Genomic DNA, 22672 nt, shown 5'->3' with positions numbered 1-22672 from the left:
TTTTTCAGCTCAACACGCCCAACGCCTTGGCCCGCGCCACGGCTTGCGTACGCCGCTCGACACCCAGCTTGCTATTGATATGGCTGGCATGGGTTTTCACCGTGTGCAGCGAGATGAACAGTTGCTCGCTGATTTCCTGATTCGAACACCCCTGAGCAATCAACCGCAGGACTGCCAGTTCTCGACTGCTCAACTGCTCTGTTGCTGAACACTCGACGGTGGGGCGTACCTCGGTCACCGGAAAGAGCTCCAGCAATTGTTGCCCGACCGGATGTTGCGAGATCAGCGTCAGTTGTCCGCGCATCCAGTGCGGATGATCCTTGAACAAGCCATCAAAAGGTTGCAGCACGCCGCCATTGGCGGCCTCCAGTGCCTGAGCCAGCGCCTTGCGCGCTTCCGGTTCGCGACCGGTCGCCAGCAGTAACGCCACTTTCTGCGTCAACGCCATCACGCTGAGCAATTGCCGCCCGGTCTGCTGGCCGTTTTCATGCAGCACGTTCAAGCGTCCTTCGGCGAGCATCGGTTGCCCTTGAATCATGTCGAGCAGTGCCTGCTGCAGTTCGACATGCAACGGCAATTGCGGATGAAACTCCGGCGGCGCCGCCGCACGCTCACCGGTGTAGGTTTGCCCGAGTCGCGCCAGCCAGGCCTCGGCCAGATCGGTGCGCCCCTGCGCCAGCCACAATTCGCATTTGACCAGGGTGATCATCGCCAGATAGTAAATCGGCGGCACATCCCAGATGTGCATCAGACGCTCCGCTTCGGCCAGTTCGGCGAAGGCCTTGGCGAACTCGCCAGTCGCACCGTCCAGCCTGGCGATCACGCAGTGCCCGATCAACACACTGATGTCGCGACAGGCTCGTGCCTCACCGATACCGGCCAGTAATCGCACGCGTGCGGCCTGAGGCTGCAAGCGCATCGCCAGCAGGAAGCCTTCGTACAACGTCAACCGTGCGCGCACCGCATACAAGCGTTGCGGCGACAGGCCACGCAAGCGTTCCAGGCCCTGATGCACTTCATCCAGTGCGCGCAGAATCTCGCCACGCGATTGCAGGACGCGGGCACGGTCGTAATGCGCCAGTGCCTCGAACAAGGGATTGCCGACGCGTTGCGCGAGTTCGAGGGATTCACGATTCAAGCCTCGGGCGCGCCACAGGTCGCCGTCGGCAATCGCGAGGTTGGACAATGTCGACAGGCACATCAACCGCTGGCCGTAGCGCTTGGCTGGCAAGCTCTCCAAAGCCTCGGTGCAATATCGGATCGTCAGTTCTCGATGTCCGCGCCCCCGGGCGATGATCCCGCTCAACGCCAGCCATTGCGCCAGCATCGACTTTTGCGCGGTGGCCGAAGGTGCCGGCAGGAAACGACTCAAATGGCTGGCAAGCTCCTCGGCAGCATCGAGCTGACACGCCAGCCCCAGCGCCCAGCTGTACAGCACGATCAGGCGCGGGGTGCTGATCAGCAGGCTGTCGGGCAAGTCCATTTTCCAGCGCAGCAACATGCCGACGTTTTGCTCGGCCAGCAATTGCTCCTCGGACAGGTTCTGCACCAGATTCGCCGCCACATCGAGATGGCCGGCACGCAACGCTTGCTCCACGGCCTCGTCGAGCAAGCCCTGTGCGTTGAACCAGCGACAGGCGCGCAAGTGCAGAGTGGCGGTCGGCACCAGCGCCTGAGCGAATGGCCGACTGCGCAACAGATCGGAAAACAGATGGTGATAGCGATACCAGTGGCCGTGTTCGTCCAGCGGCACCAGAAACACTTGGTGCGCCAGCAGAAAACGCAGGATCTCGCCGCTGTCATGGGCTTCGCGCACGGCGTCGCAGAGTTCGCTGCAGAAACGTTCCTGCGGCGCCGTGTCATAGAGAAACGCCTGTACTTCGGGCGGCAGGCAATCAATCACTTCTTCAAGCAGGTAATCACGGATCAGCCCTTCCCCGCCGTTCAGCGCTTGCGGCAACGCCGCCTCGCTGCCGGCTTCGGACGCTGCCAGGAGCCAGAAACGCAACCCGGCGACCCAGCCCTCGCTGCGCTGGATCAGGTTCTCCAGCGCCTCGCCGCGCAGTGACGTGCTGTGTCGATCAAGCAGAGACAAGGCTTCGTCGTGGGTCAGGCGCAGATCCTGCTCATTGAGTTCAAGCAGTTGGCGCGACAGCCGCAAGCGCGCCAGATGCCAGTCCGGGCGCTGGCGGCTGGTGACCATGACCAGCAAGCCATCGGGCAGATGATTGAGGAAAAATTGCAGGCAGCGGTCGAGCACCGGCCCTTGGGCGAGATGGTAATCGTCGAGTACCAGTAACAGTGGTGTCGCAGGGTCGAGGTGCAGCGCCAACTCATCGAGCATGCCGTCGAGCCATTCCTCGAAGGCAAAGGGCTGATGGCGTTGGCGCATTTTCAACAGGCCGAGTGCGCGGCTACCCAATTGCGGGAAATAGTCCTGCAAGCCTTCGAGCAGACGTTCGAGAAAGCGTCCGGGATCGCTGTCACGCGGGCTCAAACCCAGCCACAGACTTTGCCAATGCTCCGGCAAGCTCTGACAGAACTCTATCGCCAGTGAACTCTTGCCGAACCCGGCGGGGGCACTGACCAGCAACAGCCGTCCACCGAGCCCGGCTTGCAGGCGCTCGCAAAGGCGTGGTCGCAACACGTAGCCGTCCGGCAACGGCGGGCGAAAAAAACGCCCGTCCAATGCCGTGACGGCAACACTTGCGGGACCCGGAAGCGGGGACAGATCAGTCATGGCCGGCTCTTGTTCGAATTGCTGTTGGCGGCGTTGCAGATGTCCGCAGACTAGCCTTAAACGAACCGGTTATGAAGGTTACTGCTACAAATGGCTACAAAAAGACTACACGTCCCTGCACACGTCTTCCGGCAACGCCTGCAAAAGCAAAAAAAACGCCCCGAACCAGTCGGGGCGTTCCACGAGGATGCGGCCTCGGTTTTTACAACGGTTTAGCGAACACCGTCCTGACGCAGCGCGGCCGGGGTGAAATCGCTGGTGGTGGCGGTGAAGCCGAAGTCATACGCCTGCTTCTCTTCGTTCTTCATGCCCAGCGCCAGGTAACGGCCCGATTGCAGGTCGTAGAGGGTTTCCAGGGCATACCACGGCACTTGCTTGTCGTAGTAGTTCTCGGCATGCGCTTCGGCTACGCGCCACAGCTGACCGCGACCGTCGTAGTGGTCGATCACGGCGGCCTGCCAGGTGTCCTCGTCGATGTAGAAGTCACGCTTGGCGTAGATGTGACGCTGACCTTCTTTCAGGGTTGCAACCACGTGCCAGACGCGGCGCAGCTCGTAACGCGCCAGATCCTGGTTGATGTGACCGGCCTTGATGATGTCGGTGTATTTCAGCTTCGGATCGTCGAGCTTGTAGCTGTCGGAGGCGATGTACATCTCTTTCTTGCCTTCAAGCTTCCAGTCGTAGCGATCCGGTGCACCGTTGTACATGTCGAGGTTGTCGGAGGTACGCAGACCGTCGGCGGCAGTACCCGGACCGTCATAGGACACTTGTGGCGCACGGCGCACACGACGCTGACCGGCGTTGTAGACCCACGCCGAACGTGGCTCTTTCACCTGGTCGAGGGTCTCGTGCACCAGCAGCACACCACCGGCCAGACGCGCCGGCGCAGTCACTTTCTGCTTGAAGTAGAACAGGATGTTGCCCGGATTTTTCGGGTCGTAGTCCTTCATCTTGTCGCGGAACACGAACTGATCCTGGAAGTACACCAGGCTGAACGAGCCGTTCGGCTGCGGTGTGGCCTGGGTCACCAGACGGGTCACGCTGCCGCCGCGATAGCGGGTGATGTGGTTCCAGATGACTTCCACGCCGCTTTTCGGAATCGGGAACGGCACCGCCGTTTCGAAGTTTTCCAGACCGTTGCCGCCGGACACCAGATTGGTGTTGGTGGCGTTCTTCTTGATCGAGGCAAACACTTCATCCGGCACGGTCGCACCGCGATGGGACGGATAGACCGGCATTTTGAAGGTGTCCGGATAACGCTTGAACATCGCGTACTGGCCCGGTGCAAGCTTGTCCTTGTACTTGTCGACGTCTTTGGCAGTGATGGTGAACAGCGGCTGTTCACTGGCGTACGGGTTGGACAGGAAACCTTTGCTGTCGACGCTGCCAGCGTTCTTCGGCAGCGGCTTCCAGGCCGGGATCGAACCGTCGGCGTTGCCGGCCATTTCGGCGCCCATCGGGGTCAGGCTCTTGCCCAGCTTGTCGGCTTCGGCGGCAGGCACCGCGGCCATGACGCCGGTCGCCAGCAATGACAGGCCCAGAACACCGGCGTGGAACAGACTCTTTGTTATTTTCATAAATTCGTTCGTCCTGAAAATGCAGTGCTTAGAAGTTCACGCCAAAGCTGAGCGCAACGAAGTCACGGTCATCCACGGTGGTGTACTTGCCGTCAAAGAAGTTGGTGTAAGCCAGGCTTGCGGTGTAGGTGTTCTGGTACTCGGCGTCGACGCCCAGGCTGACCGCCTTGCGACCTTCCTCGAAGTTGCCGCCAGGGCCTGGCGAGTAACCGCTGACGTCGTGGGACCAGGCCACGTTCGGCTTGAGGTTCACGCCGGCAAACACGTCGTTGTATTCCCAGATGGCGCGACCGCGGTAGCCCCACGACATCGAGGTGGTGAAGCCGTCGTTTTCGCAATTGCGGCTGCGGTTGTTCTGCGGTGAACCCGGCCCGGCACCATTGATGGTGCTGGCGTTGAGAATGTTGGCGCAGGTATTCACACCGCCAGTGGCCGGCAATTCACCCGGACCGTACACCGGATCGCGGCCATAGCGCTTGTCGGAACGGCTTTCCAGCCCGCCGACGTAGGTCGCGCCGACTTCGCCGACGAGGGTCAGACGGCTGGCGCCCATGACCTGATCGAAGAAGTGCGTGAACGTGGTCTGGATCTGGGTGATTTCCTTGCGCTCGTAACCGTGCAGATCCTGACCCGGTACGCCATTGAGGATCGAAGCGTTGGTCAGTGCCCCGCCGATCGGACGCACACCGGCGAACAGGATGTCGGTGGAGTTCAGTTGTACCGGCGCGTTCGGACGGTAGCTGATCTCACCGCTCCACGCAGTACCGGTAGGCAGCGTGGTGGAGAAGCTCAGACCGTAGAGGCGAATGTCTTCAGGGTATTCAATGAAGTAATTCGAGTTGCCCGCGACCAGCAATGGCGCAAGTGCCGCAAACGGCCCCGGCAGCGCGCGCGCGGTGTTGTAGACCGATTGCGGAGCACCGGTGGCGCTGAAGATCGGCGCACGGCTGTGGTAGTTCATGAAGTAGGCGCCGAACTCGGTGTCCAGCGGTTCGTACATGTACTTGAAGGACGCGCCCCACTGGCCGCTGTCACGGGCATCACGGTCCGGACCACGGCGCACCAGAACGCCTTCTTCGTTGACGTTGACACCGTTGGCCGCCAACGGCCCCAAGGCGATGGCCGGAATTTGCGAACGTTTGTTCAGCACGCGCAGGTTGTCGTTGCAACCGTCGGCGACGATGTCCGGCTGCGAGAAGAACGTGCCGCAGTTATCGACGACGGTCTGGTCCCACTCCAGTTGGTAGAACGCTTCGGCCGAAAGGTTTTCGGTCAGGCTCTGCGAGACGTAGAACATGTTGACCGGGATCAGGCCTTCCTTGATCTCGGCACCCGGACGACGGAACGCAGACACGTCGATCGGGTTGATCGAGTTGATGCCGCCACCGATGAAGGTACTTTCACCCCAGCTCACGACCTGCTTGCCCAGACGCACGGAACCCGGCTGATCGGCAATTGCATAGTTGTGGTAGACGAAGGCGTCGAGGATCTGCCCGCCGGACGACTTGGCGCCTTCCTTGCGGCCCGAATCGCTGATGTCCTTGAACTCGCGGCTTTCATCCTTGAGTTCGAAGTCGTACCAGTATTTGCCACGGACGAACACGCCGGTGTCGCCATACTTGAGTTCAAGGTCATGGATACCCTTGAAGATCTTCGAGAAGGTTTCACCGCTCTTGAAATTGGCGTGACCGTCATCGGAGGTCTGCGACAGGCCGTGGCCGCCGTTGTTGACGCCGATCAGGTTCTTGTTCGGGCTCTGAGTAGACCAACTGGCACCAATCGACAGGGACGAGTCGAACTGGCCCTCGATTTCACCGACGTTGAAACTGACGCCGAATGCGGGCCCGGCGAGCGAAGAAGCAAGACTGACCGCCAGAGGCAGTTTCGCCCGGCGCCAGAACTGGTTTACTGAGGTCATCGACGCTACTCCATGTGCATTATTGTTATGGCAGTGAGTACTTTTAAAAACGCCTGAAGGACCGGGTGCCAGAGACAACCCGAAACCACTCCAAAGATGCATCGCCCCGTTTTGTGCGTGTGCCCCGTTCTTAAAAATCCTTGAGCGGACTATAGCCAGCAGGTGGTACTGCTTGATCCCTCTAAAGTGTGATTTGCAGTCGCCAACCACTCTGGAACAGTCCTTTCGCCAGTCCGACACAAGTCGGCACGGCAAGGATGGCTGATTTTTTCGATTTCACAAGCCAAGCGCTTGCTTGGTGGGTCTGGCGCGCCGTTTTCGGCGCGCCAGCAGACACTCAAAGTGTCGAGAGGAAGGTGCTGTTGTTGGCCTGCCATTCGGTGATGTCGAGGCGGATGCGCTTCTTGTCGAGCTTGCCGACGCTGGTCTTGGGAATTTCGGTAACAAGGGCAATCTGACTCGGAATCGCCCACTTGCTCAGGTGCCCCAGTTCCACGAACGGCTTGAGGTGTTCCTTGAGCTCGCGCGCCCCGATCACGTGCCCTTCACGGATCACCAGCAAGGCAAACGGGCGCTCGCCCCACTGCGGATCGGCAATGCCCACCACTGCTACTTCGCGTACCCCCGCGTGACGACTGATCAGGTCTTCGAGGTCCAGCGAAGAGATCCATTCGCCGCCGGTCTTGATCACGTCCTTGATGCGGTCGCGGATGTCGATCACGCCCATGCTGTCGAGCGTGGCCACATCGCCGGTGTGCAGCCAGCCGCCGGCCCAGAGCTCGGCGCCCTTCTGCGGCTCATTGAAATAACCTTCGGTCAGCCACGGCGCACGCAGCACCAGTTCGCCCTGGGTTTCGCCGTCGGCGGGCAGGAAGTTGCCCTCTGCGTCAACGATCGCTGCCTCGACCAGCGGCCCCGGCACACCGGCCTTGATCCGGTAGGTGGTGCGCTCGTCTTCGGTGCCGGCCATCAGTTCATCATTGAGGTGGGCACAGGACACCAGCGGCCCGGTCTCGGACATGCCATACGCGGCGGTCAGCTGGATGCCGCGCGCCTTGGCGGTTTCATACAGCGTGCGGTTGAGCGCGCTGCCACCGATGACGATCTTCCAGCCGCCGAAGTCGGTGTCTTGCGCGCCTTTGGCGTTGAGCAGCATTTGCAGGATGGTCGGCACGCAATGGGAGAACGTGACCTTTTCCTTGCGCCACAGCTCGACCAGGAATTCCGGGTCGTAACGCCCCGGATAAACCTGCTTGAGGCCGAGCATGGTCGCCACGTACGGCAGCCCCCAGGCGTGCACGTGGAACATCGGCGTGATCGGCATGTACACGTCGTTGGTGCCGAGCAGGCGCACGCTGTCGATCGCGCCCATGATGGTCGACACGCCCATGGTGTGCAGCACCAGTTGCCGATGGGTGAAGTACACACCCTTCGGGTTGCCGGTGGTGCCCGTGGTGTAGAACGTGGTGGCGACCGAATTTTCGTCGAAGTCCTGAAAGTCGTACTGCGCACTCGCGGCGGCCAGCAACTGCTCGTACTCGCCGACCAGATTCGGCAGCTCGGCGGTTTTTTCCGGCAGATCGGTCAGCAACAGGGTTTTCTTGACCGTGGTCAGGTGCGGCGCGATGGCCTGATACAGCCCGACGAACTCGCTGTTGACCAGCACGAAGCGGTCCTCGGCGTGGTTCATGGTGTAGAGGATCTGTTCCGGCGACAGACGCACGTTGATGGTGTGGATCACCGCGCCGATCATCGGAATGGCAAACATGCATTCCAGGTAACGATGGCTGTCCCAGTCCATCACCGCCACCGTGTCACCGGCCTTCACACCGGCGGCCGTCAGCACGTTGGCCAGGCGCGCCACACGTTCTATCAGGGTCGGATAGCTGTAGCGCAACTGGTCACGGTAGATGATCTCGCGGGTTTTCTCGTAACGGGCGCCGGACATCAGCAGCCGCTTGATCAGCAATGGATACTGGTAGGCCCCATCGGCCGGGGGAATGACGCGAGTCTGCAACATATGAATCCCTTTTCTGGCTGCACGGTGTTGGCGTAGAGATTGGTACTCTAGAACCCTTATACGCCAGCCAAATCAGCCAAAGGAATGATTTGCAGAACCGCACAAATGCTAGCTTTGCGCCAGCATTTGCCGGTTTTCGTCAGCTATCAGGCTGTTTGTCCTACAGCCTCTTCAGAAGGCGTCCGCGGGAAAACCATTGCCCCGAGGAAGGTCAATGCGCCGAAACCCGCGAGAATCAAGTAAAGGCCTACAAAACCATGGCGCGGTTCGACATAGGAAATCAGCGGAATCGCCGTCGCACTGGCACCGAACGATAAACAGTAACGCAGGGCAAACACCCGCGATTGCCACTGCGGGGCGACGAAGTTCGCGACCATCGCATCGTTCACCGTGACCTGACCGAACACCACGAACATGAACGCCGCACCGAGTGCGATCACCGCCCCGCCATCGGCATAAGCCAGCGCAAACAGCAGCGGCGCCTGGCACAACGTCAGCACGACAAACGGCCACTTCAGGCTGAGCCGGTGCAACACCCGGCCAATGCTCAACTGCGCCACCGCACCAAAGGCATAGGCCAGACTGACCACCACGCCAAGGGTTTGCGGTGAGGCGAACAGCTCCTGCAAACGCTCCTGGAACAGTTTCGGATAAGTCATGGTGGTGGCGTTGAACACCACGCCGCCGGTGGCTGTGGCCAGCGCCAGCACACCAAAAACCATGACCATCGAAATACGCTGTCCGGCGGCGCCTTTGAGAGGCGTGTGCGGACGTATCGGAATCGGTTCTTCACGCACCTGCCAGGCAAAACCAAAACCCAGCACAACGGCCACCGCGCCGGGTAACAGAAACGCCGAGCGCCAGCCAAATTGCGCCACCAGCAGCCCGGTGACCAGCGCCGAAAACGCCACGCCAAGATTGCCCCACATGCCATTGATGCCGATTTCGCGGCCACGGTTCTGCGCGTAAGCGACCAGCATCGCCGTACCGACCGGGTGATAAATCGCGGCGAAAATACCGATCAGGGTCAGGCCGATCACCAGCATCGTCGGACTGTTACTCAGGCCGGTAAAAATAGCCGAGGCACCGATGCCGAAGAAAAACACCAGCATCATCTGCCGCCGACTCCAGCGATCACCCAGCCAACCGGCGGGTAGCGAACAGGCGCCGAAGGCAATGAAACCGCCCAGTGACAAGCCGATCAGCGTGGCGTAGTCGAGACCGAAGGCCTGCGTCATGCCGAGCACGGCGGCGGGAAAAATCAGCATGAACATGTGATCGATCACATGGGCGGCGTTGATGTAACGGATGACATTAGTCGATTGATTCATGGCAGCACGCTTTACGTAGTAATGAGCCGCTTATGCTAAGTTGGCCGGAAAGCACATTTCTGCCTACCAAGTCATTGAATCAGACATGTTGATCAGCCACTTCGAACACGGCCCGGTGAGCGCTTACCCCCGGGATTATCTGGACGGTGCGCACCAACCGCTGCATCTGCACCGGGAGGCGCAGTTGTTGTATGCGGCCAGCGGGATCATGCGTGTGGTCACGGCATCGGGCGCGTGGGTGATTCCGCCGAGTCGCGCGGTGTGGATTCCGCCCGAGGTCGCGCACGAGATTTTCATGAGCGGCGATGTGCAGATGCGTTCGCTGTTCATCGCGCCAGAACTGTCGCCCGCCAGCCTGCAACATTGCTGCGTATTGGCGGTGACGCCGTTACTGCGCGAATTGATTCTGCGCGCGGTGCAAGGGCCGCCGCATGCCGACAATCCACTGATTCAACAGTTGATGCTGGAAGAACTCGCCAGCCTGGAAAACCTGCCGCTGCACATTCCGATGCCGACTGACCGGCGTCTGCAAAACATCTGTCTGGCGCTGCTGCATAGCCCCGACCATCCCAATACGCTGGAAGACTGGGCGCAGCAGGTCGGCGCCAGCTCACGCACGTTGGCACGGCTGTTTCAGCAGCAATTGCAGATGAGTTTCAACGCCTGGCGCCAGCAACTGCGCCTGATGGAAGCCCTGCCACGCCTGCTCGCCGGGGACAGCGTGCAGCGTGTGGCGCGGGACTTGGGTTACGGCAGCGCGCGGGCGTTCAGTGCGATGTTTTGCCGTTTGCTTGGGGAAAATCCCCGCGAGTATCTGAATACCCTGAGCAAACTCAGCGAACTCGCTTAGAAATCGCAAACAACCCGCTCCCACAGTATTGAATCGTGGGGTGTGCGATCAGTGCATTTCGGTGAAGGCGATTTTCACGCCGAGCGCGATCAGCACCGCCCCCATGGTGCGGTCAAACCAATGGCCCATGCGGGTGAAACCAGCGCGTACGCGTTGCTGGCTGAACAGCATCGCCACCAGGCAGAACCAGATCGCAGTCGCGACTGCCAGGTAAATCCCGTAACCGGCCTGCACCGCCAGCGGGGTGTGCGGGTTGATCACCACGGTGAACAGCGACAGGAAGAACAGCGTCGCTTTCGGGTTCAGGCCGTTGGTGACGAAGCCCGAAGTGAACGCACCGCGGGCTGTGCGCACGCCGGCTTCCTTGTGCAGATCATCGGTCACGGTTTTCGCCGGTTGCGCGCGCAACGCCTTGAAGCCGATATACAGCAGATAAGCCGCCGCCGCCCACTTCAGCGCGTTGAACAGCATGATTGATTGCGACACGATCAGACCGATGCCCAGCAGCGAATAACCGACGTGGAGGAAAATCGCCGTGCCCACACCGAGCGCGGTCCAGGTGCCGGCGCGGCGCCCGTGGGTCACGCTCTCGCGCACCACCACGGCAAAGTCCGGGCCGGGGCTGGCCACGGCCAGCAGGTGGATCAATGCAACGGTCAAGAACTCGGTCCAGTACATGGGGGCTCCTCTGGGGCAGCTTGGTCAAAAATAAATGCGCGGCGAACTCGAACCTGTGGCAAGGGGATTTATCCCCGTTCGGCTGCGCAGCAGTCGTAAATTCAGTGCATGCGCTGTCACTGTTTAAACACGATTACCAGTTTCAGAGCGCGCTTCGCGCGCCAACGGGATAAATCCCCTCGTCACAGCGTTATCCACATGGCGATGCATCGCATCAGACTTTTGTGCTCTGAGTAACCAATTGTTTCATCTGGTAGGCTCGGCAGATTACGCCTTCCGTTCCAAGCACAAAAGGTACAGTTGATGACGAACCCGCGCCGCGCCGTATTCCTTGACCACCCTTCACTGGATCTCGGCGATCTCGACCTTGGCCCTTTGCATGCCTGCTTCAGTGACTTGCAACTGTTCGCCCAGACCTTGCCCGAACAAGTCAGCGAGCGCCTGCACGGCGCCACGGTAGCGATCACCAACAAAATCCGCATCGACGCCGCTGCGATGGCCGCCAGCCCGGATCTGCAGCTGATCCTGATCACCGCCACCGGCACCAATAACGTCGACCTGGACGCGGCCCGCGACCACGGCATCACGGTGTGCAACTGTCAGGGTTATGGCACGCCATCCGTGGCGCAGCACACCATCATGCTGCTGCTCAACCTCGCCACGCGCCTGGCCGATTACCAGAAAGCCGTTGCCGCCGGTCGCTGGCAGCAAGCGAAACAGTTCTGCCTGTTGGACTACCCGATCGTCGAACTGGAAGGCAAAACCCTCGGCCTGCTCGGTCACGGCGAACTCGGCGGCGCCGTCGCGCGACTGGCTGAGGCCTTTGGCATGCGCGTACTGCTCGGGCAGATTCCGGGGCGCCCTGCCCGACCGGATCGCTTGCCCCTGAACGAATTGCTGCCACAGATTGATGCCCTGACCCTGCATTGCCCGCTCAACGAACACACCCGCCACTTCATCGGTGCCCGCGAACTGGCGTCGATGAAACCCGGCGCCTTCGTGGTCAACACTGCCCGTGGCGGGCTGGTCGATGAACAAGCCCTGGCCGATGCCTTGCGCAACGGTCATCTGGGCGGTGCGGCCACCGACGTATTGAGTGTCGAGCCACCGGTCAACGGCAATCCGTTGCTGGCCGCCGACATCCCGCGCCTGATCGTCACCCCGCACAATGCCTGGGGCAGCCGCGAAGCGCGGCAGCGCATCGTGGGTCAATTGACCGAAAACGCTCAGGCGTTCTTCAGCGGTAAGGCGCTGCGGGTCGTCAGTTGATAAACTGCGGCACTTTTTTTTCGAGGAGCAGTTATGGATCCGCGCAGTGAAGTACTGCTTCGTCAGGCCGAGTTATTCCAGGGTTCGCTGTTGCTCGCCGGTTTGCCCGCCGACGATTTGCTCGGGCGCCTGCCCGATGCGTTTGGCTGGTGCTGGCACGCGGGCGATCAAGCCGCACTCGACGCGCGTTTCGAGGGTCGCAGCCATTTTGGCGTGGAGATTCCTCAGCGTGAGTTCGACAGCGCCGTGGTGTTTTTGCCCAAGTCCAAAGACCTGACCGATTACATCCTCAACGCCGTGGCCTCGCGTCTGGCCGGGCGCGAGGTGTTTCTGGTTGGCGAAAAACGCAGTGGCATCGAGGGTGCGTCCAAGCAACTCAACCCGTTTGGCAAGCCGCGCAAACTCGACAGCGCGCGACACTGCCAACTGTGGCAAGTCACCGTGGCCAACGCGCCTGAAGCCAAATCCCTGGAAAGCCTGGCCCAGACTTACGAGCTGCCACTGGCCGAAGGCCCGCTGAAAGTCATCAGCCTGCCGGGGGTGTTCAGCCACGGCCGACTGGATCGCGGCAGCGCCTTGCTGCTGGAACACCTGGACAAACTGCCGAGCGGACATCTGCTCGATTTCGGTTGTGGTGCCGGTGTACTGGGCGCGGCGGTCAAGCGTCGTTACCCACACAATCAGGTCACGCTGCTGGATGTCGATGCCTTCGCCGCCGCAAGCAGTCGCCTCACCTTGGCGGCCAATGGTCTGGAAGCCGAGGTGATCACTGGCGACGGCATCGACGCTGCGCCGATGGGTTTGAACGCGATCCTGAGCAATCCGCCGTTCCATGTCGGCGTGCACACGGATTATTTCGCCACGGAGAACTTGCTGCGAAAAGCGGCGAAACATCTGAAAAACGGTGGCGAACTGCGGCTAGTTGCGAACAGCTTCCTGAAGTATCAGCCACTGATCGAAGAGCATCTGGGCGTGTGTGCGATCAAGGCCGAAGGCAATGGTTTCCGGATTTACCGGGCCAAGCGCGGCTGAAACTTCTTTTCAAAAAGAGGCTTGCTCTATCGGATTTGCCTAGGCAGAATCCGCTCCGTCCTAGGGGAGTAGTCTCCCACGAGCGCCAAGCTCGTCCGGCATGCGTCAACATACTTGATCCTCAGATCATGGCGCATGCGACCCAAGCGACCGCACCAGACGGTTCGCAGGGTTTGACAAGACCTATGACACGCACACCTTACCCGGGGCGGGAAGGCTGTACGTGTCATAGCCGTGTCGACCCGCCCCTTAGGAAATCCTGATGCTGGACTCGTTACTCGTTCCCACCGCAATCGTTGCCTTGGCCGAAATCGGCGACAAGACGCAACTGCTCGCACTGATTCTCGCCGCTCGCTTTCGCAAACCCTGGCCGATCATTGCCGGTATTGTCGCCGCGACCTTGGCCAACCACGCGGCAGCCGGTGCGGTAGGTGCCTGGTTTGGCAGCTTCTTCTCGAATGCGACGCTGCACTGGATTCTCGCCGCAAGCTTTACGGCCACTGCGCTGTGGACGCTGGTTCCGGACAAAATGGATGACGATGAAACCAGCACCGCACGCAAGTTCGGGCCGTTTCTGACCACGCTGATTGCGTTTTTCCTCGCCGAAATGGGCGACAAGACTCAGGTCGCGACGGTGATGCTCGCCGCGCAATATCCGGAACTGTGGCTGGTGATTATCGGTACTACGGCGGGCATGTTGATTGCCAACGTGCCAGTGGTATTGGCGGGTAACTTTGCTGCGGACAAATTGCCGCTGACCTTGATCCGTCGCCTCGCGGCCTCGGCATTCATGATTCTGGCAATCGTGGCGGTGTACAAGGCGATGCAGAGCAGTGGCTGGGTTTGACGGCATAAGCCGATAGACCGAGTCATCGTTCTTCGTCGGAACGCCGCCCGCAGACAAGCTAGCTCCCACAAGTTGCAGTGAGTTCACACTGTCTGTGATCACCGCAAACCCTATGGGAGCGAGCTTGCTTGCGAAGGGGCCATCAGCAGCCCTGAAAATCCATCAGGATTTCGGGGCTTTTTCGTACAGCGGCATGACCTTCGGAATCGCCGCCTGCAACGAGGCGATCCGGCTGGACGACGCCGGGTGCGTGCTCATGAACTCCGGCGGTGCGCCTTCCGAGGCCTTGCTCATCTTGTTCCACAGGGTGATCGCCGCGTTCGGGTTGTACCCGGCGCGGGCGGCCAGCTCGAGACCGATCAGGTCGGCTTCGTTTTCGTTGGCGCGGCTGTTGGGCAGGGTCATGCCGTAGTTGGCCACGGTGTCGGCCAGCGCCAGGCTGTCCTGACCAAGACCGAGCAGTGCACCCGCGCCTTGCTTGGCCATTTCAATGCCATAGGCCTTGGACATCGCTTCACGACCGTGCTCGCGCAAGGCGTGGGCGATTTCATGGCCCATGACCGCGGCGATTTCATCGTCGGTCAGTTTCAGGCTGTCGATCAGCCCGGTGTAGAAAATGATCTTGCCGCCCGGCCCACAGTTGGCGTTGAGCTCATCGCTCTTGATCAGATTGACTTCCCACTGCCACTGCGCCGCATCCGGACGGAAGTTCGGCGCCTGGGCGATCAGGCGGTTGGCAATCGCCTGCACCCGTTTGGCCTCCGGGCTGGTCTTGTCGAGCACACCTTTGCTGGACGCCTCGCCAACGGTCTTCTGATACGACTGGGCATACATCTGGTCGACCTCTTGCGAGGACAGCATGCTGAACATGTACTGCTTGCGCTCCACACCCACGGCGCCGCCGCTGGTGGTGTTGACCGACTGACAACCGGCCAGCAACAGCGCTGCGCTCAGTGCACTTACAACCAATGTCTTGTTCATTCAAAAGCTCCCTGAAAACCTGCCGCGTATCCTAGGCGGGTAATTGTATCGACGCCAGATACAACGGACGTGTTGCAGCGACTTTCAGATGTTTCCCACCAGCGCTGTCGTAAAAAATTCACAGCGACCGCCAAGTCCCGTGCAACTGCGTCGCGCACTGATCCATTTGCGACATCGGCTTTCAATTGCACCTGCTCGCACTCATGGCCCAATGCCGGCTGCCGATACAACAGCGCAGACGTCCTCTTGCGTGCGGAGCTCCCATGAAGTTCAAGTCGATTCAGTTTTCCGTCGCCGCCCTGGCCGGCGCCATCGTGCTCAGCGTGGTCGTTGCACTGGTGCTGTATGCGCTGTTCTCCGGCGCCCGCACGCAAGAGATGGTGCAACAGCGCACCCAGACCCAGTTCGAGCAGGTCATCGAACAGCGCCTGACCTCGCTGGCGCAGACTCAGGTCAGCCAGATCCAGCGTGAACTCGAAGCGCCACTGTTGATTGCCGGCGGCCTGGTGCGGGTCAACGCCCTGCTCGGCACACCAGGTGCCGACGGCCAGCCACGTCTGACCGTCAGCCGCGAACAACTGATCAGCCTGATCAAAGAGAACGTTGAAAAGAACCCGAAAATTCTCGGCATCTACATCGGCTGGGAGAAAAACGCCCTCGACCACAATGACGCGGCCTATGTCGGCACCAGCGTGGTAGGGATCGACGCGGCCAACGGACGTTTCCTGCCGTGGTGGTTCCGCAACGATGACGGCACCCTCGGCCTAGACAAACTGGTGGACGTCGACGACCAGAAAACCCTGTCCACCGGCGTGCGCGCCAGCGAGTACTACCTGTGCTCGAAAGAAACCAAGAAATCCTGCGTGATCGATCCGGCGCCGTACAAAGTCGGCGACAAGATCGTCATGCTCGCCTCGTTCATTGAACCGATCATGCTCAACGGCGCGTTCCAGGGCATCGTTGGCGCTGACCTGTCGGTGAACTTCATCCAGGAAATGCTTCTGGGCGCCAACCAGAAACTCTACAGTGGCGCCGGACAAATGGCCCTGATCGGCGGCAATGGCCGGATCGTTGCCTACACCAAGGACCCGAGCAAATTCGGTGAGAAGGTCAGCGACATTCTTGACGCCGAACAGATCGCCAGCATGGCCAGTCTCAAGCGCGGCGAAGTCACCTATTCGGTGAACAAGGACAAGGGCCGCATCGAACTGTACCTGCCCTTCGGCATCGGTCAGACCGACGCACGCTGGACATTGATGCTGCAATTACCGCTCAACGCGGTGATGGCCGACCTGCAAAAACTGCAGGGCGATCTGGAGGCCCAGCGCAAATCCGACACCTTCGGCATGGCCATGGTCGGCCTGATCATCGCCGGTATCGGTCTGCTGGTGATCTGGCTGGTCGGCCACGGCATCGCCCGACCGCTGAAGCAAATGGTTGCGATGCTCAATGACATCGCCCAGGGCGAAGGCGATCTGACCCGTCGTTTGAGCAGTGATCGCAGCGATGAACTGGGTTCGATCGCCAAGGGCTTCAACACGTTTCTGGCCAAGTTGCAGGCGATGATCACCCAAGTGGTGACGTCAGTGCAGAGCGTCAGCGATTCCTCGGAACACACGGCTGATATCGCGATTCGCACCAACATCGGCATCCAGAAACAAATGGCCGAAATCGATCAGGTCGCCACGGCGGTGCAGGAAATGACCGCCACCGCGCAGGATGTCGCGCGCAATGCCACTCAGGCCGCACAAGCCGCCAGTCATGCGGATCAGGCAGCCAGTCAGGGCATGCAGATCGTGCGCGACACGTCCAATTCGATTGGCGTACTGGCGCTGGAAATCGGTAAAGCAGTGGATGTGGTGCAGAACTTGGCCAAGGACAGCGAGAACATCAATGCGATCCTCACCGCGATTCGCGGGATTGCCGAACAGACCAACCTGCTGGCGCTGAACGCGGCGATCGAAGCGGCGCGTGCCGGCGAGCAGGGTCGTGGTTTTGCCGTGGTGGCGGACGAAGTACGCAATCTGGCGCAGAAGACCCAGAAAGCCACCGAAGAAATCCAGACCATGATCCAGCAATTGCAACAGGGCACCCGCGATGTGGTGCGGGTCATGGAAGACAGCCAGAACCGCACCGACGAAAGTGTGCAGCACGCGGCGAAAGCCGCCGAGGCGCTGGAGACGATCACCCAGGCGGTGTCGGTGATCAACGACATGAATACGCAGATTGCCAGCGCGGCGGAAGAACAGAGCGCGGTGGCCGATGACATCAACCGTAACGTGATCAATATCGGTCAGGTGGCGAATGAAGTGGCGGGCGGTGCGGATGAGTCGAGTTCAGCGAGCGCGGATTTGACCAAACTGGCGGAGCAGCAGCGGCGGTTGATCAATCAGTTCAAGGTCTGAAAAGCCAAAAGGCCCTCACCCTAGCCCTCTTCCAAAGGGAGAGGGGACTGACCGAGTTGTCTACCGTCATACATCGACCTGAAAAATCGTGGCGATTATGGATTCGGTGAAAAACCTTCCAGTCGGTGTATTCCGTCAATATCCCCCAATCAGTCCCCTCTCCCTCCGGGAGAGGGTTAGGGTGAGGGGCTTTTGATCTGCCGGCTTCAGCCCGGGGTCAGACACTCCGGCCCATTGAGCTTGGGATCATTGATCAGATTCGCCAGCACCCGCTCGCGCAACGCCGCAGGTTCACTGGCCAGCAAACCCTGCAACACATGTAGCGGCGTCTCGGGATCAAGCCACGCCGCCTGCCCGGCCTCATCGAGAATCAATGGCCGGCGCTGACTCGAGGCCGGCTGCGTAATCACTGCCGTGCTCAACCAGACCTGCTCCTGCACCGGATAGGCCTCCCAGATCGCCGCGAAAAACAGTGACGAGCCCTCCCCCGGCGTCAGCCAGAACGGCCGTTTGCGCTGGGTCCCGCGCCATTCATAGAAGCCGTTGGCCGGCAGCAGGCAACGGCGCTGGCGCAGGGCTTCACGAAACATCGGTTGTTCGGCCACGGTTTCCGCACGGGCGTGCGCCGGGGTTTTCGACAAGTCGGTCAGCCACGGCGGCGTCAGCCCCCAACGGGCGCGGGCCAGCGTGCGCTGGCCATCGGCTTCGGCCCGCAGCATCAACACCGAATCATTGGGAGAAATGTTCCACTGCGCCTGCTGATCGGCGGGAAAACCGGGCAGGGCCGCGAAATCGCGGTTCCAGCGAAACAGGGCATAACGTCCACACATGGGGCAACACGACTCAGAAAGAAAACGAACGGCAGCCTAACAGACCAGCGTCCCGGGGAAGCTCTCCGGTTCATCGCCGGGCAGCGGCAGCGCGGCATTGTACGCGGTGATCAGCTCGCGGGCGTATTCGGCCTGATCGTTATCGACCGACAGCCCCAGCAGACCGAAAATCGGCAACTCCCCCGTGCCACCGAGCAAATCGCGGCCCACCAGATGCGCCTCGATGCCTTCGCTGGCGAGCATGCCCTTGAGCATCTCGCCTTCCATCAGGTTTTCCGGCTCGTAGATTCGCTGCATGGGCGCCCCTCACTCGTTTTCGCTGAACACTTCCAGAAACCAGTCCCCGTCGTGCACCTGCAAGACAAACTTGATCGGTCGACAACACACCTGACAGTCCTCGATGTAGATCTGGTCGCCACCGGACAGGTCCAATGTCGTCTCGACCTCTTCCCCACAATACGGACATTCATACAGTGCGCTTTCCAGCATCGCGGTCTCCCAGGTGACTTGTGCGTATAATCGCCGGTCTATTTGCAGGGCTATTTTTGTCTGGCTACTTTTTCAGACCGTGCCTCGCGGGTTTTCGATCAAAACCTTTACTTACCCTAGCCGTTTCCAACAAGAGAGCATGATGGGCGAATTCGATGCCATCCGACCTTACGACGACAGCGAAGTACCTGCGGTACTGGCACGACTGCTCGGCGACAAGGCGTTTCTAGATATCCTCACCCACTTCCGCTTCCCGCGTTTTGCCGGTGCCTTCGGCTGGATGCTCAAACCTCTTATAGCCCATCGTTTGCGTCGTGAGTTCGCCGACGTCAATTCGGTGGCCACTTTGCAGGACAAAGTCGAGTTCTACGTCGACCACACCATCGAGCGCGCCACCGACGGCGTGACCTACACTGGTGTCGAGCAATTCAAATCCGGCAGCGCCTATCTGTTTATCGCCAACCATCGTGACATCGTGATGGACCCGGCCTTCGTCAACTACGCCGTGTACCACGCCGGCCTGCCGACCCCGCGCATCGCGATTGGCGACAACCTGCTGCAAAAGCCATTCGTCAGCGACCTGATGCGCCTGAACAAGAGCTTCATCGTGCATCGTTCGATCACCGGACGTCGCGAGAAAATGGCCGCGTACCAATTGCTGTCGGCGTACATCAACCACTCGATCCGCAACGATTGCGCGTCGATCTGGATCGCGCAGGCCGAAGGCCGGGCCAAGGACGGCGACGACCGTACCGAGTCGGCGATCCTCAAGATGTTCCACATGAGCCGCAAGGACGAGCCGTTCGGCGAAGTCATCCAGTCGCTGAACCTGACCCCGGTGTCGATCAGCTACGAATACGACCCGTGCGACCAGGCCAAGGCCCGCGAGCTGTACATCCGCGCCACCACTGGCACCTACGCCAAGGCGCCGGGCGAGGATGACGTAAGCATTGCCAAGGGGATCACCGGCTACAAGGGCCGGGTGCACGTGAACTTTGCCGCGCCGATCACTGAATTGTTCGAAGACACCAAGCAATTGGCGATCGAGATGGACAAGCAGATTCTCGGCGGGTATCGCCTGTTCCCGGTGCACTACCTGGCGTATGCGATGTGGGCGGATGCCGATCCGCAACTGAACGTGCCGAAAGCCGCCGAGGTGTTCCCGGCCGATGAACTGGCCAAGGCGCAGGAAGAGTGGCAGAGCCGACTGGACGCCTGCCCTGAAGAGCACCGTCCGTATCTGGTGCTGCAATATGCGACGCCGGTGCGCAATCAGTACCGGGTCAAGGCTGGGTTGCCGTTGTAAGCGGCATGCACCAGACGCGACAACGGCGCCTTCGGGCGCCGTTTTTTTTATGCCTGCCTCATACTTTTGTGGCGAGGGTCATGTACTCAACTTCAGAAGCGGGTGCTGATCCAGGAGATGAGCAGGGCCAGGCCGAGGCAGGCAAATCCGAAGCGATAGAAAAACCGGTTCATGCGCAACGTCGCCCAATCCAGAATCGGCTCGGCGTCCGGCAAGGCCTGGCGTTGCGCGGCGATGCTGGCCATGGCGCGTTGTTCACGACGACGGGTCGCGTGCAGCAGCCAACTGCCCGGAAAGGCCAGGGCCAGCGCCAGCAGGTTGATCAATTTGGCGGGATGGGCGGTAAACAGCGTCATCAAGTGCAGCGACATCACAGACCTCAGACTAAATCGGTGTGGCAGGCGCCAGATCGACGACCGCGGCACGGATTCTACCGAAAGCCTCCTTCACTACCCTACCCTTTGCGACAAATAACCCGACAATCGACCGATGGCTGTCCTGTGTCACGGCTTCGTCATGTGGATACGCCACCCTGCGCGCCTCGAAACACACATGGAACGCGACATGCTTCACGCTGAAAACCAGGATCGTCTGTACCTCATCACCCCTTACGAAGAACAACAGAGCCTCGTCGGCGGTCTCGCCTTCAATGTGCAGGATCGCCATTGGCTGGTGTATTGCGCCCTCGGCGGGCATCAGCATGCGGATTTGCCCGAGACCGACTTGCTGACGGGTGTCAGCGTTCTCGACTTCTACTCGCAGGCAGCCTGAAAGCAAAAGCACCCTCACCCTGGCCCTCTCCCGGAGGGAGAGAGGACTGACCGGGTTGTCTGGTCGAGGTACATAGACCTGAAACTTCGAGGTGAATGTAGACCTCAAGAACAACGCAAATCGGCTCCCTTTCCCCCTCGCCCCCCTGGGGGAGAGGGGTGGGGTGAGGGGGAAAGGATCTTCCCGACAACACAACTCTCAAACTCTGCACCCACAAAAAAGCCCGAAACCATCACTGGCCCCGGGCTTTTTCACATCTACCGAACACTTATTCGGCGAGGATCTGGCCCACGGTCGGATCCTTGAACAGACGGGTCAAGGCGTCGCTCAACACGTCGCTGACCAGTTTGGTGTTGGTTTCCTGATTCGGCGCCATGCCGAAACGCTGATCCAGCGACGCACCATAACGACCGCTGTAACGGCGATTGGCATTCTGTACGTCGGAGCGGAACGTTGCACCGATGGTCGCTTCGGTCACGTACATGCCTTCTTTGGGCGATTGATACTTCAGTTCGGCCAGGGTCACGGTCAGTTGTGGAGCGTTAGGCGCGTTGTTGGTCGGGGTGAAACCGAGCAAACGTACGGCCGCTTCCGCCTGAGCCTGCAGCTTCGGCAGGATCTGCTCGCGCTGCACGGTGATGGCGCTGGTTTCCGGGTACAGGCCGCCACGGGTGCCCAGGGTTGGCGACGGACGACCGTCAACCACGCGCACGATGACTGGCTGGCCACGACCGACCGGTGCCAGTTGCGTGGTCAGCTTCGGCTCCGGACTCAGTTGTTGCGGGCTGTGGGCGCAGCCGGCCAGTGTCAAACCGGCCACAGTGATCAAACCGAACAACAGGCGTTGCAACATGCTCTTATCTCCAGAATCAGGCACAAACAGGCCGGCAGTATAGCGGTGGGCCACTGCGGGTCACCAGCGTCACACCATGAATACTGAAATGTCTGACAAACCCTGTCGAACGCGGTTCCTGTCACACATTCTTCACTGCCTATACACCATGACGTCATGGTCCGCCGGCAACCTTGCAGTCAGTCCTCCAACAAGGTACTCGGCCATGCGTTATCTGATCTCGTTGTTCGCTCCACGCCCACTTCACCGCAGCTTTGCCCTGCTCGATCGCAATGGCCATTGCCAGGCGTTCAAGCAATGCAGCCTGCAGCCAATGGGCGACGGCTGGGTCGAAATCGAAGAAATCCGCCTCAACTGGTTGCACCAGCCACTGCCGGCCAGCGCCCGCGTCATACCGTCGCAGCCCCGCGCACGCGCTCAGGCGATGTTGAGCATCTGACCGGATGCCTAATAAAAGTCATTAAACACGAGCAACACCGCGCATTTCTTCGATACAATCTCCCCCCGATTATAAGGACGTCTCCTGATCGGGCCCCGCGACAGCGTCAATGCGCATGCATCGACATCAAAACCGCCCACAGAGAGCCGCCCACACAGATCGAGTGAAGTTGGCGCGCTTGCCTGTTCTTCCGGCAAAACCCCTGCTTTTCGCGAATCTGCAGAGCTGTCATACGCTCGGCCACCGCGTTGTTTTGCCTTTGCGGGCAGGGTGCCAGGCTGGGACAGCCCTTTTTGAGGTTCACGTCTTCAAAAGAGCGTGAAAAAAACGGGTTTT

20 protein-coding genes, 1 pseudogene and 1 riboswitch are annotated in these 22672 nt (G+C 60.3%); of the genes and pseudogenes, 9 read left to right on the top strand and 12 right to left on the bottom strand.

Features of this window, described 5'->3' with window-relative positions; translation table 11 throughout:
- Nucleotides 1-4: 4 nt before the first annotated feature.
- From K5Y35_RS12565 to K5Y35_RS12545, 5 genes are all read right to left on the bottom strand, one after another.
- Nucleotides 5-2740, bottom strand: coding sequence for a LuxR C-terminal-related transcriptional regulator (locus K5Y35_RS12565; protein ID WP_222834317.1), 2736 nt, complete (start codon nucleotides 2738-2740; stop codon nucleotides 5-7).
- A 212-nt stretch (nucleotides 2741-2952) separates the two neighbouring features.
- Nucleotides 2953-4317: a DUF1329 domain-containing protein gene (locus K5Y35_RS12560; protein ID WP_123463107.1), complete on the bottom strand. Its 1365-nt coding sequence runs from the start codon at nucleotides 4315-4317 to the stop codon at nucleotides 2953-2955.
- 28 nt (nucleotides 4318-4345) lie between these two features.
- On the bottom strand, nucleotides 4346-6235 hold the full coding sequence (locus tag K5Y35_RS12555) for a DUF1302 domain-containing protein (protein WP_123463105.1): 1890 nt from the start codon (nucleotides 6233-6235) through the stop codon (nucleotides 4346-4348).
- 337 nt (nucleotides 6236-6572) lie between these two features.
- The gene (locus K5Y35_RS12550; RefSeq protein WP_186747991.1) at nucleotides 6573-8255 is read right to left on the bottom strand and encodes a fatty acid--CoA ligase; all 1683 of its coding nucleotides are present in this window, start codon (nucleotides 8253-8255) and stop codon (nucleotides 6573-6575) included.
- Between the two features lie 146 nt (nucleotides 8256-8401).
- Complete coding sequence (locus tag K5Y35_RS12545; RefSeq protein ID WP_222834316.1) at nucleotides 8402-9586, bottom strand: MFS transporter; 1185 nt, start codon at nucleotides 9584-9586, stop codon at nucleotides 8402-8404.
- Nucleotides 9587-9671: 85 nt separating this feature from the next.
- Here K5Y35_RS12545 and K5Y35_RS12540 point away from each other — a divergent pair, with 85 nt between their 5' ends.
- Nucleotides 9672-10436, top strand: a complete 765-nt coding sequence (locus tag K5Y35_RS12540; protein ID WP_128614459.1) for an AraC family transcriptional regulator — start codon at nucleotides 9672-9674, stop codon at nucleotides 10434-10436.
- A 48-nt stretch (nucleotides 10437-10484) separates the two neighbouring features.
- On the opposite strand, the gene K5Y35_RS12535 is transcribed toward K5Y35_RS12540, so the two are convergent.
- Nucleotides 10485-11114 carry a LysE family translocator gene (locus tag K5Y35_RS12535; RefSeq protein ID WP_222834315.1) on the bottom strand — a complete coding sequence of 210 codons (630 nt, stop codon included), beginning with the start codon at nucleotides 11112-11114 and terminating at the stop codon, nucleotides 10485-10487.
- 303 nt (nucleotides 11115-11417) lie between these two features.
- On the opposite strand from K5Y35_RS12535, the gene K5Y35_RS12530 reads away from it, so the two are divergent.
- From K5Y35_RS12530 to K5Y35_RS12520, 3 genes are all read left to right on the top strand, one after another.
- Nucleotides 11418-12383 (top strand): 2-hydroxyacid dehydrogenase, encoded by a 966-nt coding sequence (locus K5Y35_RS12530; protein ID WP_123463096.1) that lies wholly within the window; start codon nucleotides 11418-11420, stop codon nucleotides 12381-12383.
- A gap of 33 nt (nucleotides 12384-12416) precedes the next feature.
- Nucleotides 12417-13415 (top strand): class I SAM-dependent methyltransferase, encoded by a 999-nt coding sequence (locus tag K5Y35_RS12525; RefSeq protein WP_123463094.1) that lies wholly within the window; start codon nucleotides 12417-12419, stop codon nucleotides 13413-13415.
- 51 nt (nucleotides 13416-13466) lie between these two features.
- Nucleotides 13467-13589, top strand: a riboswitch (yybP-ykoY riboswitch).
- A gap of 88 nt (nucleotides 13590-13677) precedes the next feature.
- The gene (locus K5Y35_RS12520; RefSeq protein WP_077574495.1) at nucleotides 13678-14262 is read left to right on the top strand and encodes a TMEM165/GDT1 family protein; all 585 of its coding nucleotides are present in this window, start codon (nucleotides 13678-13680) and stop codon (nucleotides 14260-14262) included.
- Nucleotides 14263-14424: 162 nt separating this feature from the next.
- Here the strand turns inward: K5Y35_RS12520 and K5Y35_RS12515 are convergent, their stop codons facing one another.
- Nucleotides 14425-15243, bottom strand: a complete 819-nt coding sequence (locus K5Y35_RS12515) for a M48 family metallopeptidase (protein ID WP_027612207.1) — start codon at nucleotides 15241-15243, stop codon at nucleotides 14425-14427.
- Nucleotides 15244-15446: 203 nt separating this feature from the next.
- On the opposite strand from K5Y35_RS12515, the pseudogene K5Y35_RS28180 reads away from it, so the two are divergent.
- Both K5Y35_RS28180 and K5Y35_RS28175 read left to right on the top strand, forming a co-directional pair.
- Nucleotides 15447-16745: pseudogene (locus K5Y35_RS28180) on the top strand (methyl-accepting chemotaxis protein); the annotation flags it as partial.
- 60 nt (nucleotides 16746-16805) lie between these two features.
- A complete protein-coding gene (locus K5Y35_RS28175) occupies nucleotides 16806-17648 on the top strand; it encodes a methyl-accepting chemotaxis protein (RefSeq protein WP_409202050.1) in 843 nt (280 codons plus the stop codon).
- Nucleotides 17649-17854: 206 nt separating this feature from the next.
- On the opposite strand, the gene K5Y35_RS12505 is transcribed toward K5Y35_RS28175, so the two are convergent.
- Genes K5Y35_RS12505 through K5Y35_RS12495 form a run of 3 tightly spaced genes read right to left on the bottom strand, consistent with a single transcriptional unit; the run spans nucleotide 17855 to nucleotide 18967 of the window.
- Entirely contained in the window at nucleotides 17855-18478 is a 624-nt protein-coding gene (locus K5Y35_RS12505; protein ID WP_123463089.1) for an SOS response-associated peptidase, read from the bottom strand.
- Between the two features lie 36 nt (nucleotides 18479-18514).
- Nucleotides 18515-18775, bottom strand: coding sequence for a putative signal transducing protein (locus tag K5Y35_RS12500; protein ID WP_025109321.1), 261 nt, complete (start codon nucleotides 18773-18775; stop codon nucleotides 18515-18517).
- A 9-nt stretch (nucleotides 18776-18784) separates the two neighbouring features.
- Nucleotides 18785-18967, bottom strand: coding sequence for a CPXCG motif-containing cysteine-rich protein (locus K5Y35_RS12495; protein ID WP_123463087.1), 183 nt, complete (start codon nucleotides 18965-18967; stop codon nucleotides 18785-18787).
- Nucleotides 18968-19109: 142 nt separating this feature from the next.
- On the opposite strand from K5Y35_RS12495, the gene K5Y35_RS12490 reads away from it, so the two are divergent.
- A complete protein-coding gene (locus K5Y35_RS12490; RefSeq protein WP_177490484.1) occupies nucleotides 19110-20273 on the top strand; it encodes a 1-acyl-sn-glycerol-3-phosphate acyltransferase in 1164 nt (387 codons plus the stop codon).
- 92 nt (nucleotides 20274-20365) lie between these two features.
- Here K5Y35_RS12490 and K5Y35_RS12485 read toward each other — a convergent pair whose 3' ends face one another.
- Nucleotides 20366-20644, bottom strand: a complete 279-nt coding sequence (locus K5Y35_RS12485) for a hypothetical protein (RefSeq protein WP_123463083.1) — start codon at nucleotides 20642-20644, stop codon at nucleotides 20366-20368.
- 193 nt (nucleotides 20645-20837) lie between these two features.
- Here K5Y35_RS12485 and K5Y35_RS12480 point away from each other — a divergent pair, with 193 nt between their 5' ends.
- A complete protein-coding gene (locus K5Y35_RS12480; protein ID WP_123463209.1) occupies nucleotides 20838-21044 on the top strand; it encodes a hypothetical protein in 207 nt (68 codons plus the stop codon).
- A gap of 268 nt (nucleotides 21045-21312) precedes the next feature.
- Here the strand turns inward: K5Y35_RS12480 and K5Y35_RS12475 are convergent, their stop codons facing one another.
- Nucleotides 21313-21897: a YajG family lipoprotein gene (locus K5Y35_RS12475; protein ID WP_123463081.1), complete on the bottom strand. Its 585-nt coding sequence runs from the start codon at nucleotides 21895-21897 to the stop codon at nucleotides 21313-21315.
- Nucleotides 21898-22102: 205 nt separating this feature from the next.
- Between K5Y35_RS12475 and K5Y35_RS12470 the strand changes: the two genes are divergently transcribed.
- The gene (locus tag K5Y35_RS12470; RefSeq protein WP_123463079.1) at nucleotides 22103-22336 is read left to right on the top strand and encodes a hypothetical protein; all 234 of its coding nucleotides are present in this window, start codon (nucleotides 22103-22105) and stop codon (nucleotides 22334-22336) included.
- The last annotated feature ends 336 nt before the right edge of the window (nucleotides 22337-22672 follow it).

Source organism: Pseudomonas sp. SC3(2021) (assembly GCF_019856535.1).
Classification (GTDB): Bacteria; Pseudomonadota; Gammaproteobacteria; order Pseudomonadales; family Pseudomonadaceae; genus Aquipseudomonas; species Aquipseudomonas monsensis.
The sequence above is the reverse complement of the archived record's forward strand: the minus strand, read 5'-3'. Positions and strand labels throughout refer to the sequence as shown.